The organism is Geobacter sp. (assembly GCA_009684525.1).
Taxonomy (GTDB): domain Bacteria; phylum Desulfobacterota; class Desulfuromonadia; order Geobacterales; family DSM-12255; genus Geoanaerobacter.
Genome location: WKKR01000003.1, coordinates 461,304 through 479,013 on the forward strand (window position 1 = coordinate 461,304; position 17,710 = coordinate 479,013).

At 61.0% G+C, this 17,710-nt stretch carries 12 protein-coding genes and 1 riboswitch; of the genes, 3 read left to right on the top strand and 9 right to left on the bottom strand.

The window, feature by feature from the left end; genetic code table 11:
• Nucleotides 1–6 precede the first annotated feature (6 nt).
• The 4 genes from GJT30_13095 to sucC form a co-directional block, all read right to left on the bottom strand.
• Entirely contained in the window at nucleotides 7–2,976 is a 2,970-nt protein-coding gene (locus tag GJT30_13095; protein MSM40545.1) for an amino acid dehydrogenase, read from the bottom strand.
• A gap of 18 nt (nucleotides 2,977–2,994) precedes the next feature.
• Nucleotides 2,995–4,104 (bottom strand): homoserine O-acetyltransferase, encoded by a 1,110-nt coding sequence (locus GJT30_13100; protein ID MSM40546.1) that lies wholly within the window; start codon nucleotides 4,102–4,104, stop codon nucleotides 2,995–2,997.
• 80 nt (nucleotides 4,105–4,184) lie between these two features.
• A riboswitch (SAM riboswitch) is annotated at nucleotides 4,185–4,276 on the bottom strand.
• A gap of 209 nt (nucleotides 4,277–4,485) precedes the next feature.
• Nucleotides 4,486–5,370 (bottom strand): succinate--CoA ligase subunit alpha, encoded by an 885-nt coding sequence (sucD, locus tag GJT30_13105; protein MSM40547.1) that lies wholly within the window; start codon nucleotides 5,368–5,370, stop codon nucleotides 4,486–4,488.
• 90 nt (nucleotides 5,371–5,460) lie between these two features.
• Complete coding sequence (gene sucC / locus GJT30_13110) at nucleotides 5,461–6,618, bottom strand: ADP-forming succinate--CoA ligase subunit beta (GenBank protein ID MSM40548.1); 1,158 nt, start codon at nucleotides 6,616–6,618, stop codon at nucleotides 5,461–5,463.
• A 570-nt stretch (nucleotides 6,619–7,188) separates the two neighbouring features.
• On the opposite strand from sucC, the gene GJT30_13115 reads away from it, so the two are divergent.
• Nucleotides 7,189–8,796 carry an ammonia-forming cytochrome c nitrite reductase subunit c552 gene (locus GJT30_13115; GenBank protein ID MSM40549.1) on the top strand — a complete coding sequence of 536 codons (1,608 nt, stop codon included), beginning with the start codon at nucleotides 7,189–7,191 and terminating at the stop codon, nucleotides 8,794–8,796.
• A gap of 171 nt (nucleotides 8,797–8,967) precedes the next feature.
• On the top strand, nucleotides 8,968–10,251 hold the full coding sequence (locus GJT30_13120) for a diguanylate cyclase (protein MSM40550.1): 1,284 nt from the start codon (nucleotides 8,968–8,970) through the stop codon (nucleotides 10,249–10,251).
• Nucleotides 10,252–10,539: 288 nt separating this feature from the next.
• On the opposite strand, the gene bamD is transcribed toward GJT30_13120, so the two are convergent.
• From bamD to GJT30_13135, 3 genes are all read right to left on the bottom strand, one after another.
• The gene (gene bamD, locus GJT30_13125) at nucleotides 10,540–11,280 is read right to left on the bottom strand and encodes an outer membrane protein assembly factor BamD (GenBank protein ID MSM40551.1); all 741 of its coding nucleotides are present in this window, start codon (nucleotides 11,278–11,280) and stop codon (nucleotides 10,540–10,542) included.
• A 125-nt stretch (nucleotides 11,281–11,405) separates the two neighbouring features.
• Nucleotides 11,406–13,202: a translational GTPase TypA gene (typA, locus tag GJT30_13130; GenBank protein ID MSM40552.1), complete on the bottom strand. Its 1,797-nt coding sequence runs from the start codon at nucleotides 13,200–13,202 to the stop codon at nucleotides 11,406–11,408.
• Between the two features lie 289 nt (nucleotides 13,203–13,491).
• Complete coding sequence (locus GJT30_13135; GenBank protein ID MSM40553.1) at nucleotides 13,492–14,352, bottom strand: TIGR02757 family protein; 861 nt, start codon at nucleotides 14,350–14,352, stop codon at nucleotides 13,492–13,494.
• Nucleotides 14,353–14,444: 92 nt separating this feature from the next.
• Here GJT30_13135 and GJT30_13140 point away from each other — a divergent pair, with 92 nt between their 5' ends.
• Nucleotides 14,445–14,816: a pyridoxamine 5'-phosphate oxidase family protein gene (locus tag GJT30_13140; protein ID MSM40554.1), complete on the top strand. Its 372-nt coding sequence runs from the start codon at nucleotides 14,445–14,447 to the stop codon at nucleotides 14,814–14,816.
• Nucleotides 14,817–14,870: 54 nt separating this feature from the next.
• On the opposite strand, the gene GJT30_13145 is transcribed toward GJT30_13140, so the two are convergent.
• Nucleotides 14,871–15,914, bottom strand: coding sequence for an acyl-CoA thioesterase (locus GJT30_13145; protein ID MSM40555.1), 1,044 nt, complete (start codon nucleotides 15,912–15,914; stop codon nucleotides 14,871–14,873).
• A 57-nt stretch (nucleotides 15,915–15,971) separates the two neighbouring features.
• Nucleotides 15,972–17,693: an STAS domain-containing protein gene (locus GJT30_13150; GenBank protein MSM40556.1), complete on the bottom strand. Its 1,722-nt coding sequence runs from the start codon at nucleotides 17,691–17,693 to the stop codon at nucleotides 15,972–15,974.
• Nucleotides 17,694–17,710: the final 17 nt, after the last annotated feature.

Sequence of the window (17,710 nt, forward strand, 5' to 3'; positions counted from 1 at the left end):
AATGCCTCAGACGGCCGGGAAGTTCTTTGCCAGATGCAGGCGGATGGTCTCCTCGAAGTTCGCCTCCCGGTCACCCTGGTAGACCATGGATGAGCCGATTTCGGCAGCCAGGATGGCAAAGAGGTATTTGGGAGGGAGCTTCCCGATCCGTCTGCGATAGCGCGGCTCTTCCCGCAGGATGCGCGGCAGGTGGCTCAGGATGGCGCGGCGGAAGAGGGGCTGCAGGCAAAGGTGCGGACGGTTCTGGAAGAAGCGGAACAGCTGGGCATAGGCGCCGTTGATCTCGGTGCTGAGCGCGTCGGAGATCTCGGTGCAGAGGAGTTCCGGCTGGGTGCGCCGGCGCGCCAGGATGAGTCGTGCCTCGTCCTCGGCCCGCTTTTCCAGGATTTCCAGGACATCCCGGACGTACCGTTCCTTGTTTGACATGAACTCCTCGGGAGAGAGGAGCAGGTTGGCGATGATCTCGTACGATGAGGAGATGACGCCGCACTTGTTGGCTGAGGCATCACGCATGATGATGACCCCGTTTTTCTGCAGCTGGATCCGGGCCTCCGGCGTGATGAAGGAGTTTGCCCCCTCCACGATGGCCCGTGCCGAAGGCTCCCCGGATGCCAGGAGGAAACGTTCCCAGTTTTCCCGGTCGATGGTCTCGGGTCGGCCGCCGGCAGGGATGAACAGGTCAGCCTGCACCGTAAAGACCAGGTCGTCGAATTCCCGGTGGAACTCGTCCACGGAGATCCACTCCTCCCGGATTCCGTCGGAGGTCATCACTACCTTGCGGAAGAGCTCCCGCAGGCCTTCCGTGCGGCTGCCGGTGCGGAAGAGCATGACCCCGCCGGGGTGCAGTTTGCCGGGATCGAAGGCGTCCAGGTCCTGGCGGAGGAGGATGCGCTGCAGTTCGGCCCGATCGGCACCGAGTGGGTCGTGTACTGCCGCCATGCCGTCCAGAATCAGGCTGATCCGGACCTGCGGGCAGCGTTCGAGCATGATGCGCATGGCATTGCCCGCCACGTCGCCGTTGGTCCCCCCGGTGAACTTGACGCTGAAGGAATCGGTGCGGATGTCGATGCCGAGTTCCGCCATGGTTATCTCGGCGAACTTCACCACGCCGGTGGAGGTGACGCCGTACTCCTTGTGATTGATCCCCACCTTCTTGCTGGACATGATGCCGATGCCGAGGAGGTAGCCCCGGCGCCGGGAGAGATGGGCGATCGCCTCGATCATGGCATCGTGCATGTTCTCGTCCGGACCCAGCTCGATTGGCTCGTCTTCGCGGTAGTAGTCCACGATCCCCGGATGTTTCGCCACCCCCTGTTCGGTAACGAAGATGTCGAGGAAGGCGTTGATGATACCGTACTGCAGCTTGAACAGCCGCAGCGTTTCCAGCTCCCGTTCGCGTTCCCGTTCTCGCATCAGGTCGGAAACGTCCAGGATCGTCACCAGCTTGGAGCCCCCTTCGTAGATGTCCTTGTTTTTCAGGTGCTGGGTGTGGGCCAGAACGAAATTTTCGCGGAACAATGTGTTGGTGTTGATGAGGAAGTCATCGGGGGTGCGGGCGATGACGGTACGCCAGCCGCCGCGGGCGATGTCGGAAAAGCCGATATGGTAGCCGAAGCCGAAGCGGCTGAAGAAATAGGTGATCCTGAACGGCGTGGACGGTGGCAGGTCGTCGGTGAAATCATGGCCCAGTTCCGCCAGGTAGGCCGGGTCGAGGCGGAAGGCCAGCGCCTGTTTGTCCAGGATGAAGGCGTTGGTTTTCAGGGTGTACTGGATGAAGATCAGGCAGCAGCGGAAGATGGTGCGACGTACCTCGTCCAGGTGGCGATGGCCGGTGTTGTATTCCTCCACCTCAAGCCGGGTGGCGGCGAGCACTTCCCGGTAGACTGTCTCGCGGTCGGCGATCTCCGGGTCGAAGCGGGCCTTGAGCAGCTTGATCAGCTGCAGGGCGATCTCCGGATGGGCGTAAAAGGCGCTCCTGACATCGTCGAGGCCGAAGCGTTCAGGCTGGTTGTGGGCGAGGTTGGTGTGGCAGAAGGCAATGAAGGCGTTTATCAGCGACGCTTCCTGCCCGCTCATGGTGCCGCTGGTGACGTATTCGCGGTAGGTATGCGACCGTGTCGCCAGTATCTGCGTGTTGTACAGCTCCTCCTGGAGTTGGCAGTAGACGTCGGTCCCTTTTTCCAGGGTGCCGCCGTCCAGGTGCCGCACATAGAAGGTGCCGAGGAAGTAGGGGTGGATGCCGTTGGAGATGGTGAGACAGTAGGCCCGGGTAACTCCCAGGCCGAGGCGTTTGAAGACCTCCATTACCTGGATCAGGAAATCCTTCTGGGGAGGGTTGCCCACGGCAAAGTGGATGCGCGACAGGTCCTCCTCTTCCATCCGCTCCATATCGAAAAAGAGACCGCCGCTCTGGTTCCCTTTCTGGAAGAGATTGAGAACCTGGGCCATGCGTATGGCAGGCGCGGTCAGGACGTAGCGCTCGTTGTTCAGCCAGAGGAGCCGCAGGAGCCGATCGAAATCCTTCCGGTCGAAGTCGGGGTAGCTTTTGTGCAGCTCGGCGCGGGTTGCGCGGCGAATGGGTGCAGGAACGATAACATCTCTGCCGGCAAGGATCTCCTCGTTGCTTTTCCGGTCGAACTCGAAGCGCTGGATCTCCAAAGATTCGCCGACGCCGGGCATGGGGCCTTCGGAGTGGGCGAACATGGCGAAGGAGATCTCGCGCTCCTGCACCTCGCGCAGCGTCACGGTGTCGTACAGCGACCCGGGCCGGTTGCGCACCGCCAGGATCAGACTCTTTTCACGATCTGCCAGTATCAGCCGCTGGTTGATGCGCAGGCTTGCCAGTTCCCGTTCCAGGATGGACAAGGCGCTCTGCTCGTCCTTCATGGAGACGAAAAAGTAGGGATTCATCTGTTCCCGCAGCCAGCGGCGGTTGGCTGCCTGTTCCTGTTTCGCGGTTTTCGCTGCCGGATTCATGGATAGCGGTTCCTTTCGCTACGGTTCTGGGGCTACCTTCCGGAGGAACTCCCGCACCAGCGGGGCAAAGGTCTGGTGCTCCAGCAGGAAGGCATCGTGACCATAGGACGAGGTGATCAGGTGGTACTCAGCCGGTTTGCCCAGGCTCTGCAGGGCGGCAACCATCTCTTCGGTCTGGGCCGGCGGGTAGAGCCAGTCCGAGGTGAAGGCAAAGAACTGGATCGGCACCCGGACCGGCTGGAACGCCTCTTCCAACGATTCGCAACCCCAGGCCACATCATAGAGGTCCAGCGCCTTGGCCAGGTAGAGGAACGAATTGGCATCGAAGCGGTCGACAAAGTTGTAGCCGTTGTAGGTGAGGTAGCGCTCCACCTCGAACTGGCCGAAGAAGTCGAACAGGCCGTCCCTGGCCGAGAAGCGGCGGCCGAATTTGGCGGTCATGGATTCGTCGGACAAAAAGGTGATATGGCCGACACCGCGGGCGAGTGCCAGGCCATCCTTGGGGTTCTTGCGATACTCCCCCTTCTTCCAGGTCGGGTCGTTGAAGATGGCCCAGCGGGCCACGGCGTTGAGGGCGATGGCCTGGGCGGAAGGGCGGGGGGAGGTGGCGAGCACCACTGCCGAGGCAAGCCGGTCCGGGAACTGGGTGGCCCATTCCAGGGCCTGCATTCCCCCCATGCTGCCGCCGAGCACCGTTACCAGCCGCTCAATGCCGAGATGGTCGATGAGGAGCAGCTGGGCCCGAACCATGTCGCGCACGGTAATGACCGGGAAGCTGAGGTTATAGCGCTTGCCGGTCCGGGGATTGGTCGACGTCGGGCCGGTCGAGCCGTAACAGGAGCCGATGACGTTGATGCAGATGACGCAGTAGCGGTCGGTGTCCAAAAGGCGGCCCGGACCGACGATCTCGTCCCACCAGCCGGGCCTGGTCTCTTCCTCGCTGTGGCGGCCGGCAAGATGGGCGCTGCCGGTCCAGGCGTGCGTCACCAGGATGGCGTTGGAGCGGTCGGCGTTGAGTTGGCCATAGGTTTCAAAGACGAGCGTGATCGGTCCGAGGATACGTCCGCTTTCAAGACGGAGCTCGGTGTCGAAGGTTACGGATTGTGGCTGGACGATGCCGACCGACATAATGGCTCTCTGGTTCGGAAAATGGAAAAGCCCCTGCTCGGGGTGAGCAGGGGCTTATAGGTTGCGCGTGGTAAGCTCCCGACTCATCTCTAGGAATTAGCACCTGACATCCGTTGCCGGACCGGTTGCTGTGGCTTCAAAGGGCCTGTCCCTCCACCACTCTCGATAAGCAGGTTGCCGATGCCACATTCGCGCCCTGGCGGCGTTGGCTCATCAATCGCTCCTCAACTACCTTTCGGTACGCCTCGGTCGCTCATTCTTCGCCGCCTTGCCATGATCGCGAATCTGTCATCGGCTGACTATTCGGTTGTGGGTGCAGAATAGGTGATGCCTCCTGCTTTGTCAATGTAAAAGAGACTATAGCTCAGTATCTTAGCCCGGTTAGCCGTTTTTCTCGGCCTTGAGGGCGGCCAGCATGGCCTCGCCCATCCTGGTAGGGCTGGTGGCTACGGCGACGCCGCATTCTTCAAGGGTGCGGATCTTGTCCTCGGCCTTTCCCTTCCCGCCGGTGATGATGGCCCCGGCATGCCCCATCCGCTTGCCCGGCGGTGCGGTTACCCCGGCAATGAAGGCGGCCACCGGCTTCTTCATGTTCTCCTTGATCCACCAGGCCGCCTCTTCCTCGGCACCGCCGCCGATCTCGCCGATCATGAAGACCCCTTCGGTCTTGGGATCGTCGTTGAACAGCTTGAGCACATCCACGAAATTCATGCCGATGATCGGGTCGCCGCCGATGCCGACGCAGCTCGACTGGCCGAGCCCCGCCTCGGTCACCTGCTTGACCGCCTCGTAGGTGAGGGTGCCGCTGCGGGAGACGATGCCGATCTTCCCTTTCTTGTGGATGTAGCCCGGCATGATCCCGACCTTGCATTCTCCCGGAGTGATGACGCCGGGACAGTTGGGGCCGACCAGCCTGGTCTTGCTCCCCTGCAGGATCCTTTTTACCGGCACCATGTCGCGGACCGGAATCCCCTCGGTGATGCAGACCGCCAGTTCGAGCCCGGCGTCGGCGGCCTCGAGGATGGCATCGGCAGCCGCAGGCGGCGGGACGAAGATCATGGAGACATTGGCGCCAGTATAGCGGACCGCCTCTTCGACGGTGTTGAAGACCGGAATCCCCTCGATATGGATGCCCCCCTTGCCGGGGGTGACGCCGGCAACGATGTGGCTGCCGTAGTCGCGGCATTGCTGAGTATGGAACAGGCCGCTCCGGCCGGTGATCCCCTGGACGACGATCTTGGAATCCTTGTTGATCAGAATGGACATGTGGTTTCTCCCGATATTGGACATGCAGGAGCAGGCCGCTGTGCCCGCCCTGACCACGGGCAACCACAGAGGGTTGCCCCTACGATGAATTCAGCCGATCATCTTGACGATCCGGTCCGCGCCATCCCCCAGGTTGTCGGCGGTCTGCACGTTGAGCCCGGATTCGGCAAGGAGCTGCCTCCCCTCCTCCACCTTGCTGCCGTCCATCCGGACGACGATCGGGAGGGTACATTTCACCTCGGATGCCGCCTCGATGATCCCCTGGGCGATGACGTCACAGCGCATGATCCCGCCGAAGATGTTGACGAAGACCCCCTTCACGTCGTCGTCCTCCAGGATGATCTTGAACGCCTCCGCCACCTTCTCCCTTGTTGCCCCGCCCCCCACGTCCAGGAAGTTGGCAGGCTCGCCGCCGAACTCCTTGAGCACGTCCAGGGTGGCCATGGCGAGGCCGGCGCCGTTCACCATGCAGCCGATGTTGCCCGACAGCTTGATATAGGAGAGGTCGTACTTGCCGGCATTGATCTCGAGGGGGTCGAGCTGGGAATAGTCCATCATGTCCGGGTATTCGCGGTGGCGGAAGATGGCATTGTCGTCGAAGGTGATCTTGGCGTCCATGGCCATCAGCCAGCCGGCCTTGCTGACCACCAGCGGGTTGATCTCCACCAGGGCGCAGTCCTTGTCCAGGCAGACCCGGTAAAGGTTCTGCATCAACTCCACGCAGTCCTCGCAGAGGCTTCCGGTCAGGCCGAGCGCCAGGGCGATCCTCCGCGCCTGGTAGGGCCTCAGCCCGGTATAGGGGTCGATGGGGAGCTTGTGGATCTTTTCCGGGGTTTTCTGGGCCACCTCTTCGATCTCGACTCCCCCCTCGGCCGAAGCGATGAGGCAGTAGCGGGCATTGCCCCGGTCAAGGGTTATGGAGAGATAGAACTCCCTGGCGATCTCCACGGCCTCTTCCACCAGGATACGGCGGACCTTCAATCCCTCGGGGCCGGTCTGGGGGGTTACCAGCCGCTTGCCGAACAGCTCCTTGCCGTAATCCTGTGCCTGCTCGGGATGGTGCACCAGCCGCACCCCCCCGGCTTTTCCCCGCCCGCCCGCATAGATCTGGGCCTTGACGACGCAGCGCCCGCCGAACTCCTTGGCTGCCCGTTCCACCTGGTCAGACGTCAGAGCCACCCGGCCGCGAGGGACCGGAATACCGAATGCGTTGAGGATCTCTTTCGCTTGGTACTCGTGGATGTTCATACTGGTCTCCGTTTAGTGATAATAAAATCGTTTTATTAATAGCAAAAATTTTAGCGATTGCCAGAAAAAAATGCTGTTTGTGCATTGATTCTGAAAATGACTCCGGACGGGCCCGGTCGGTTATGGCGGGCAGGTGGCCTCGCGTTCCCCTAGCAGGCCTGCCATCACCGCTGTTCCGGCGACGAGCCGAGAAAAAGTCTATCGGACTTGAGGTGGCTGTCAATGCAAGCTCTTGAAATGATGTTCCCTCCTTTGGGTTCCCCTTTCGGGGGAGATGGGGCATCGGCTGGCGATGCCGGTGCCGGGCAGATGGGCTGATTTTTCGAATCAACAACTGTTTGACTTGCGTCAAAGACAGTGCTTGGTGAAAAGCGTTTAATGCCGCACAGCCATGTGGTCATCTATCGGCAGAGCGATTGATTGCTTAAGGGGTAATTGCTGCTACATTTATGGGAAATGCTTCTTCTGTACAGATGAATGCAGCGTCTGCACCACCTCTGTTGAGCGACGTCCCCAGGCAGGCAATCAGCGCAATCCGGCCAACCATACCCAGCGAAAGGAGAAAGACGCATGATGAAACGGAAGATTGCGGCTGCTGTGGCAGTCATCGGAATGGGGGCACTCTTGGCGCTCCCCTCTGTTGCGGCAAAGGCTAAGCCTGCTGCCAAGCCGATCAAGGATGGCCGGGAGAAATGCTACGAGTGCCACGAGGAGATCAAGGCGATCAAGGAGGGCTCCAAGCATGCCTCGCTGTCGTGCAAGACCTGCCACGACAAGATGGATGCCCATATGCAGGACCCCGAGAAGAACAAGCCGGTCACGGTCATTGATCAGGCCCTGTGCGGCAAGTGCCACAAGAACCAGTACGCCAGCTTCTTCACGGTCAATTACGAAGGTGCTGCCCGCAAGGAGAAAGGGGTCCCCACCGGGCGTTCGCCCATGCAGGACAAACTCCTGGCCGGGCACGGCTTTACCTTCGAGCACAACGAGCCCCGCGGCCATGCATTCATGGTGATTGACCAGTTCGTGGTGGACCGGTTCCAGGGGGGGCGTTTCCAGTACAAGGATGGTTGGAAGGGGGTAGACGAGGTCGGCAAGGCATGGGACGTGCTGATCGATACCAACAAGAAGCTGGCCGAGACCGCCATGGCCGGCAATCCGACCTGTATCCAGTGCAAGACCTCGGATCATATTCTGAAATGGAAGTTCATGGGGGACAAGGACCCCAGGGCACAGTGGGACCGCAGTTCGGACCTGGTGGCGATTGCCAAGGATACCCAGAACGCCGTGGGGTGCATCCACTGCCACGATCCCCACGGCACCCAGCCGCGGGTCGTGCGTGACGCTCTGATCCAGGCCGTTGAAAAGGACCGGGGCGCCAACATCTTTGCCAAAAACGGGAAAACCGACCTGAACGTGGTCGATTTTCGCGGCTTCCGCAAGATCGGGCTGATGGAGAAGACCGACTCCCGCCTGATGTGCGCCCAGTGCCATGTGGAGTACAACTGCAACGCGGGGAGCCAGTGGAGCGACGGCAAGAAGGTCGGCTACGACGACCAGCGGACCAACCACTTCCCCCTGACCAATGTCAAGGGGCTTCTGGAGCATTACAGGAAGCTTGATTTCTACGACTTCAAGCATGCCGTGACCGGCGCGCGGCTGATCAAGCTGCAGCACCCTGAGGCCGAGACCTATGCCGGCAGCGTCCATGACCGGGCAGGCGTGCAGTGCCACCAGTGTCACATGCCGAAGCAGAAGGGGAAGGACGGCAAGGTCTTTTCCACCCATGGCGTGATCCGTCCCAAGAACCACATCAAAGAGGCCTGTCTCGGCTGCCATCCCAAGTACACGGTCGAGCAGAAGCTCTATCAGATTGAAGCCGTCCAGAACTACACCAAAGGGAAGATGCGCAAGGCCGAGTACTGGCTCGGCCAGTTGATCGACACCTATACAGCGGCAAAGCGGGCGGGCGTCGCCGAGACTGTGCTGGCCAAAGCCCGCGAGAAGCACGAGGAGGCCCATGTGCTGTGGGAATACTGGACTGCCGAGAACTCTGACGGCTTCCACAATCCCGACCTGGCCAGGGACAGCCTGACCGCATCCATTGCCGCCTCCAAGGAAGGGGTAAAGGTGCTCAAGGAAGCCATGGAGGCACAGCCGGCACCGGCAGCCAAGTAGTGTCCATCCGGAAACACCGGATGAGGCACTACCGATGAGAGGTCGCGACCAGGCAGCCCGTTCCGGAATCCGGGGCGGGCTGCCTGCTTTCAAATCGATTCGTCTGCACGCGACTTCCGCGGTATACTGTAATCAGTGACAGATTGCATCTTGCTGCATCAGGAGGATCTGATGGAGGAGAGGGCGTTGAGGATATTGCTGGTCGAGGACTCACCCGACGATGCCGACCTTCTGCTCTGGCATCTGAGGAAGTCTGGGATCGAATCGGAATGGGAGCGGGTCGATAGCGCCGTCGCCATGAACGAAGCTCTGGACCGCACGACCTGGGATATTGTCATTGCCGATTATATCATGCCCGGTTTCAGCGGCCTTGCCGCACTGAAGGTCCTGCGCGACAAGGGGGTCGATGTCCCGTTCATCATCGTTTCCGGCAAAATGGGAGAGGATACGGCCGTGGAGGCGATGAAGGCGGGGGCTCACGACTACCTCATCAAGGACAACCTGGCCCGCCTCGCACCGGCCATCCGCAGGGAGCTGCGGGAGGCCGAGGCCCGTTGCGAGCGGCTGCGGGCTGAACAGGAACTGAAGACGCTCAAGCACGCCATCGAAACCATCCCGATCGGGGTCACCATTGCCGACCGCCATGGCCGGATCATCTTCACCAACAAGGCCGAGGCCGACATGCACGGCTACGATGTCTGCGAGCTGATCGGCAAGGACGTCCGGATCTTCGCCCCCCCGGAACGGTGGCACCCGTGGGGCAAAGAGGTGATCGGCGAATTCGTCAGCGCCCGCCGGGAGACGGAGAACATCCGCAAGGACGGCAGCCGGTTTCCGGCCTACCTGGTCTCCAGCGTGGTGTTTGGCGACGATGGCGACCCGGTTGCCGTCATAACCGCCTGCGAGGATATCACCGAGAGGAAGGAAGCCGAGGAAAAGCTCCGCTACATGAGCTGCCACGATACGCTGACCGGTTTCTACAACCGTGCCTTTTTCGAGGATGAGATGGAGCGGCTCTCCTGTGAAAGCGAACTCCCCATCAGCGTAATCATGGTGGATGTGGACGGCCTGAAGGAGGTCAACGACACCTTGGGCCATGCCGCCGGCGACAAGGTCCTCAAGCAGACAGCCAGCGTCCTGATGTCGGTGTTCCGTTCAGAGGATATCGTGGCGAGGATCGGGGGCGACGAGTTCGTAGTGCTGCTTCCCGGTGCCGACCAGTCGGTAGTGGAAAAGGCGATGCAGCGGGTCAGGGATGTGGTGTCGCAGGCGTCGCATTCCATGGGGGGGCTCGGTCTGAGCCTTTCGCTCGGAGCTGCCACGGCCCACTCTGCCGAGGAGCTGGGGGAGACGCTCAAGCTGGCCGATGAACGGATGTATGAAGAGAAGCTGACGAAATCGGGAAGTCGGGTAGCCCGTGAAAAACAGACGCTCAATGACCGGCGTATCCCGTAGCTGGTGCCGGAACCTGCCCCGTACCCCATGCAGCATCCTGTAGAACCAGATTGCCCGGTCGTGCCGCCGGGACACGCCCCTGGAAACCATTACCCGATCATCACAGTAAGCCAATCGTGGACTAACGGATTGTTGAAAAACTCAGGTTGTTCAAAAATGGTCAGATCGTCGCACCCGCAGAAAGCCCCGCGGAGGCGTAGCAGCGCTACGCCGCACAAGGCGGCTTTTCGAGGACGGCGGCGAGATGGCTGTTTTTAGCTGCGCTGAAACTTCGTTTTCAACAGCCTGCTAATAGTGTTTTTCCATGAACGAGCTGGCGTCTTTGAGAAACGGGCTGGCAGGATACTCGGTGGAGAGGCGGTTGAAGATCTCTTTCCCCTTGGCTTTGTCGCCTGAAAGCAGATAGGCCTCGCCCAGGTAGAGCAGGGTCTCGTCGTTATGGGGGGAGCTGGAGAAGGTCTTCAGAGCGCCTTCGAGGCGATTGATGGCGGCCTGGTATTTTTCATTCTTCAGGTAGAACCTGCCCACGTAGATCTCGTACTTGAGCTGCATGGCCACTGCCTCATCCAGCTTCTCCCTTGCCTCCTTGGCATACTCCGAGTCGGGGTAGATGGAGATGAAGGACTTGAGGATCAGGACCGTGTTGCGGATGGGGGTCTGGTCGGTGTCGATGCCGGTGATCTGGTGATACTGGCACATCCCCTGGCGGAACAGGGCGTATGCGGCCTTCTCGTGGGTGGGGTGGAGCTTGCGGAATTCCTCGTAGGAGGCGGCTGCCTCGATGTAGCTGCCGCTCTGGTACTGGGCATCGGCGATCTTCAGCTCCGCCTGGGTGGTCAGTTCGGGAGAGAAATAGCTCTCCTTGACCTTTTTCCACATGGCGATCGCCTCGTCGTAATTCCGGGCCGAGTAGGCGTCTTCACCTTCCTTGAAATAGTCGGCAGCGTTTTTCGCCGTAGACATGGCGGCACAACCCGCCAGCGCGGTGACCAGGACCAGGCTGGTGCAGATCTTGAGCACGGTTTTCATGTTCCCTCGGTGCTTGCAAAGACAGAGTATGCCAGAAAAGTAGTGGAAAGAACGGCCAAAGTCAATAACCTTGATGGCCCGAGCCTGGCCGTCCTGTCGTCTCAAGATCCCGGCAGGCAGCCGGGCTACTTCTTTTTCCGCCTGTTCGGGTCGAGTTCCTTCTTGCGCAGCCGGATGGAGACCGGGGTCACCTCGACCAGCTCGTCGTCGTCGATGAACTCCAGGGCCTGCTCCAGGGTCAGGATGCGCGGCGGAGAGAGCTTGACCGCGTCGTCGGAGCCGGACGCCCGGACGTTGGTCAGCTTCTTCCCCTTGCAGGGATTCACGTCCAGATCGTTGTCCTTGGCGTGCTGGCCGATGATCATGCCGCCGTAGACCTCCACGCCGGGGCCAAGGAAGAGCACCCCGCGCGGCTGCAGGGCATCCAGGGCATAGGCGGTGGTCTCGCCGTGCTCCATGGCCATCAGGACCCCGTTCTTCCTGCCGGGGATATCCCCCTTGTAGGGTGCGTAATCGTGGAAGGTATGGGTAATCACGGCGGTGCCGCGGGTCTCGGTGAGGAGTTCGCCGCGCAGGCCTATCAGGCCCCGGGCCGGGATGATGAATTCGAGGCGGATGGTCTCGCCCATCGGCTGCATGGCGGACATTTCACCCTTGCGCGGCCCCATCTTCTCGATGATCGCCCCCTGGTATTCGCCCGGTACGTCCACCACCAGGTATTCCATCGGTTCCAGTTTCTTGCCGTCCTGCTCACGGAAGATAACCTCGGGCTTGGAAACCGCCATCTCGAACCCTTCCCGGCGCATGTTTTCGATCAGGATGGAGAGATGCAGCTCGCCGCGGCCAGAGACCTTGAAGGTGTCAGCGCTGGCAGTATCCTCGACCCTGAGCGAGACATTGGTGCGCAACTCCTTGTCCAGCCGCTCCCTGATGTTACGGGAGGTTACCAGCTTCCCTTCCCGGCCGGCAAAGGGGGAGTTGTTGACGATGAAATTCATGGCAATGGTCGGCTCGTCGATGGCCACATAGGGGAGCGGTGTCGGGTTGTCCACGGCGGTCAGTGTCTCGCCGATCCCCACCTCGTCGAACCCGGCCACGGTGATGATGTCGCCGGTAATCGCCTCGGGGATCTCGATCTGCTTCAGCCCCTCATAACCGAGGAGCTTGGAGATCCTGCCCCGCACCACGGTGCCGTCCCGCTTGACCAGGGCCACGGTTTCGCCGGTCTTGACCCGGCCGTTGTAGATCTTGCCGGTGGCGATCCTGCCGATGTAGTCGTTGTAGTCGATATTGGTCACCAGCAGCTGGAACGGTGCCGAGGCATCACCCCTGGGCGGATGGACATTGCTCTCCACCACCGCAAAGAGCGGCTCCATGCTGGTCGACTCCGAGTTCATGTCGAGCTTGGCATAGCCCAGCTTGGCGCTGGTATAGACAATGGGGAAATCGAGCTGTGCGTCAGAGGCGTTGAGCTCGCAGAAGAGATCGAAGACCATGTCCACCACCTCGTCGGGGCGGGCGCCCGGCCGGTCGATCTTGTTGATCACCACGATCGGCTTCAGTCCCAGGTCGAGGGATTTCTTGAGGACGAAGCGGGTCTGGGGCATGGGGCCGTCCAGGGCATCCACCAGCAGCAGCACCGAATCGACCATCTTCAGCACCCGCTCCACCTCGCCGCCGAAGTCGGCATGGCCGGGGGTGTCGACGATATTGACCTTGTAGCGGCCATGGTGCACCGACAGGTTCTTGGCCAGGATGGTGATCCCGCGCTCCTTTTCCAGGTCGTTGGAATCCATGACCCGCTCGGTGATCTGCTCGTTTTCCCTGAATACGCCCGCATGTTTCAGCATGGCATCCACCAGCGTGGTCTTGCCATGGTCGACGTGGGCGATGATCGCGATGTTTCTGATAAGCTCTTGCATTACTCTGTGGCTCCTTTGGGACAAAAGAAAAGACGGGCGATAAGCCCGTCTTTTGCAGTGAATATATGTGAAAGCGGCGGTTATTGCAAGCGGTTTCTCGCACAACTCCCCCGATGCGGCGGTCAGAGCTGGCGGCGGTACTTTATCAGCAGGTAGAAGCAGCCGCATCCCCCGGCCGCCATGGCCGCAACCAGCCACCAGGAGACAGGCCGCCCGATGCCGACATAGAAAAGCGGATAGAGGAATGCCCCGTTCAGCAGAGTAGCGGCGGCGAATTGCAAGAGCGGCTTCACGGCACTCCCTTTCCGTCGCAGATGCCGGCAATGTCACAGGTGAGGCAGGCCTGGCGGTTCTGTCTGCCGCACCCCTCGGAAATCCCCAGGTGGCAGAGGGAGAAGTCGTACTTCACCGGGTCGGCCGGGTCGAGGAGACGGAGGCGGGCGGTGATCTCCCTGGCGGTCTTCCAGTCTCCCTGGCGGCGGTTCGTAAAGCGGAGAAACCGGCCGATCCGCAGGATATGGGCATCCACCGGGATGATCAGCCTGGCGGGCGGGATCGAGCGCCAGAGCCCCAGGTCGATCCCGTCGTCGGGCCTCACCATCCAGCGCAGGAACATGCAGGCCCGCTTGCAGGCGCTCCCGCCTGCCGGGGCCGGGAAGAAGAAGGGGAAATAGGAATCAGCCGGGATGGCGGGGCCGCCGAATACCGGCGAGTGATCCAGGGCCAGCATTGCCGTGCTGAACCGGTCGAGTGCCGGGCCGATGTCGTCGTCGGCCGGGTCGAACCCGCGGAGAAAGAAGGCCTCGATGGAGCCGGCCTCTGCCAGCATGGTTTTGACGGCATGCAGCAGGGCGCAGAGGTCGCGGCCGTCGTTGAAGCGGTGCTTGAAGCTGCTGAAGCGCTGCAGACCGGCACGGGGCTCGAACCGCTCGATGGCCCGGCGCGGCCTTTCTCCTAGCTCCGCGAAAATGGTTTCCAGGTTGCGCAGGATGATCTTCACGTTGCCGTAGGCAAAGGCTGCGGCGATGAAGCCCACCACTTCGCGATCTGCCGGGTCGGGGTAGCGGCGGCAGAAGGAGAGCGGGTCGTTGGCCAGGTGTGCCGGCGAACGCCGGTCATAGAGATTGTCGAGGATGCGTTTCAGCTGCATTGTCAGTCCTGCGGCGGTGGTCTGGACAGCGGTGAGATTGGTGCTAGAGTAACACAAAACGCTACGGATTACAGGGCAAAGGAGGGGGTACGATGAAACTCGCCGAACTGTTTCCCGAAGGGGGGAAGGGGATAATCGCCACCGCCGGCAGGGATGGCAGCGTCAACACCGCTATCTACGCCCGGCCGCATCTCATCGACGAAGAGACCCTGGCCTGGGGGATGACCGAAGGGCGCAGCTACGCCAACCTGAAGCAGAACCCCCATGCCTCCTACCTCTACATCGCCCCGGGGGGCGGCTATGCCGGTTGGCGTCTCTCCCTTAAGCTGCAGGAGCTGCGCGACGACGGCGAACTACTGCAGCAGATCAGGGAGTCCACCACTCGCATCGTCGATCCGATGGCTGGTGCCGCGGTGAAGCATGTCGGCTATTTCCGGGTGCTGGAGGTCAGGCCTCTGGTCTGAGAGAAAATAGGGGGACGGACACCAATAAGTCCCCTTGCCCGCCTCCCGGTAGTTTCACAGCATCCGATAATGCCCCGACATGGTACGGTAGCTGCGCAGGGCGTCCAGGTAGCGGGTGTCCTCCCTGTAGCTGGCGGGATAGATCGGCGGCACCGGGCAGTGGTTGAGTTCTTTGTCCACATTGACAAAGGTGAACAGGCAGGAGTTGGACAGGGCCTTGTTGGTTCGATCTCGGCTGATCCGTTCAATCCCTGTTTCCACACAGACGAAACTTTCGCTGGTAAAGACCACCCTGCTGGTAAAGTGGAGCTTGTCGCCGATCTGTACCGGATGAAAAAAGTTGATCCGGTTGACTGCCGAGATGATCGAACGGTTCGGCGCCACCAGTTCGGAGCAGATGGCGGAGAGCTCGAAGGCCCTGCGCATCAGGTAGCCGCCGAAGATGCGGTGCGGCACGTACTCCTGCTCCGGGTACATGCGCTCCCAGGCTTCGGTCACCGGGTCGGCGGCTCGAAGGCCAGTGAATCCCGGCTCTTCCTGGGCGCGGTGCAGGGCGTCCAGCAGGGCATATTCCTCCACACTCGGTGGTTGTCGCGCCGATTCCTGTTGTCGCAGGTATTCTTCTCGATTGGTAACCATTTTGGCGGCCCGTCGCTGCTCCTGCTCGGTGGTGTAGGTCAGTTGGGGGAGCTGAAGGCTCACGTTCGCTTCCGCTCCGCCGCGGGCCACCATGGTAAAGTAACAGGAGGCGATATGGGTAACCGTCTCTCCCGGTTGCTCGACGCGGATACCGACCTCCAGCGACGAGCGCCCCACATGGTTGATGCACGCATGGCAGATGATGTCGCGGTACACATCGGCAACATTGCGCACCACGATTTTATCGATGGCTGCCGTCACTACCCGCCCCTCCGGGTGGCTTTGCCGCACAAAGGCCAGGGCGGTCTGTTCGGCCAACAGGTCGAGCTTCTCCAGCAGCAGTCCGAAGCGGAAATTGCCGGGGATCGGTTCGTCAACAACCATGAAGTGATGTTGCAGCGCCGGATTGCTTCCTAGCGGGAGGGTCAGCGAAGAGGATGTTTCCGCCGGACTCGTCATAAGGGGCTCCTTCACAAAGGTGCGTGGGATGGAACAGCTGGGGGGCATCCTCCCCCGTTACGGTGTCACACCATTTCGATGAGTGCGCAGCCTGGTCTCAAAGGCGTCGACCACGGCAACGGGGGTCTGGAAAAAGGCATCCTGGCCGAAGAGTTCGGTAAGCCGGGACCGCCCGAATTCGTTCATGACGTTGTCGTCAACCTCGCAGAACACCAGCCTGACGCCCTGGGCCTCGATAATGTCCCGGACGGTGCGGAGAGCTTCGGCTGCGGTGAAATCCACGTCGTTGACTGCGGCCATGTCGATGCAGAACCAGCAAAGAGGTGGGTCCGACTTTGCCACGAGATTGGTAATATCCGAAATTAATGCCTGTGTGTTGGCATAGTACATGTTGTGCATGAATCGGTAGATCATCAGTCCTGGCATGGTCTGCTGTGCAGTGGTAACCTTCATAGTCCGCCAGCCACGGCCCTCATCGAGAACGAGCAGCCTGTTGTCGACCCAGTAGCCATGCCGGGTATGGACTGCCAGCGACAGGACTATGGCCAGCAGGATGCTCTGCTCGACGCCGACAACGACAACCATGGCTGCCGTAACGAGTGCCACCCAGAATTCGTAGGGGCGCTCGCGGTAGATTCTCTTCATCCCCTCCATGTCGATCAATTCCACCCCTATCAGAAAAACCACCGTTGCCAGAACGGCCATTGGCAGATAAGCCAGAGGTCCGGTGAGGAAGAGGAGCACGAGCAGGACAACCAGGCTTGTCGTGAGCTGAGCCAGCTGGCTGTGACCTCCTGCGCTGTCGACCATCTGGGTCTTTGTCGGGCTGCCATTAACCATGAAGGTCCCGGAAAGGGCGGCGCCGATGTTCGCCAGACCCAGCCCGATGAGATCCATGTCCTCATTGAAGCTTTCATTGTAGCGGGCTGCATAGGCCCGGGCAGTAGCAGCACTCTGGGCAAGGATGACCACGAACATGGCAAAGGCGGTGGGCAGGAGGGTTTTGACGGTCTCCCACTGCCAGACTCCCGCGGGAAGCGCGATCTCCGGGAGACCGCGTGGGACAGGGCCCAGCATCTGGATTCCGTAGCGCTGCAGATCGAGCGCCCAGCTTGCAGCGATGGCGCCCATCACTGCAAGCAGTGCCCCCGGAACTTTGGGAGATACCTTTCGCAAGCCGATGATGACGAGGAACGCCGCTGCCGAGACCATGACGGTGAAACCATTCGCCTGGCCCAGCTGTTGCCAGGTGGTCGAGCATTTCTCGATGGTGCCGTGGCCTCCCCCTGCCAAGCCGAGCATGCCCGAGATTTCTCCGATGGACACCTGGATGCCCACACCGGAGAGAAAGCCGATCAAAACGGTCCGCGACAGAAAGTCGGCAAGGAATCCGAGCCGGGCGATCCGGGCCAGAAAGAGAAAGATGGCTGACAAGATTGCGAGAAGTCCGGCCAGGGCGAGCCACTCCTGTGAACGCGGTGTTGCCATGGTGGCGACGCTCGATGCAAGGATTGCGGCGGTGGCCGAATCGGCGCCGACTACCAGATGACGGGACGACCCGATGATCGCATACAGCGCCATGGGGATCAGGAGGGTGTAGAGACCGGTGATCACGGGCGTTTCAGAAATCTTGGTGTAGCCCATGACCTCCGGGATGGCGAGTGCTGCCAGGGTTATGCCGGCAAAAATGTCGGCCGGTACCCTGGAGCCGGCCAGCGGGAGTATCCCCTGGAAAAGGGAGAGCCGCGAACGCATGTTGTTGGCAGACTGTGCGGTCATATCTTTTCGCCTGCGTG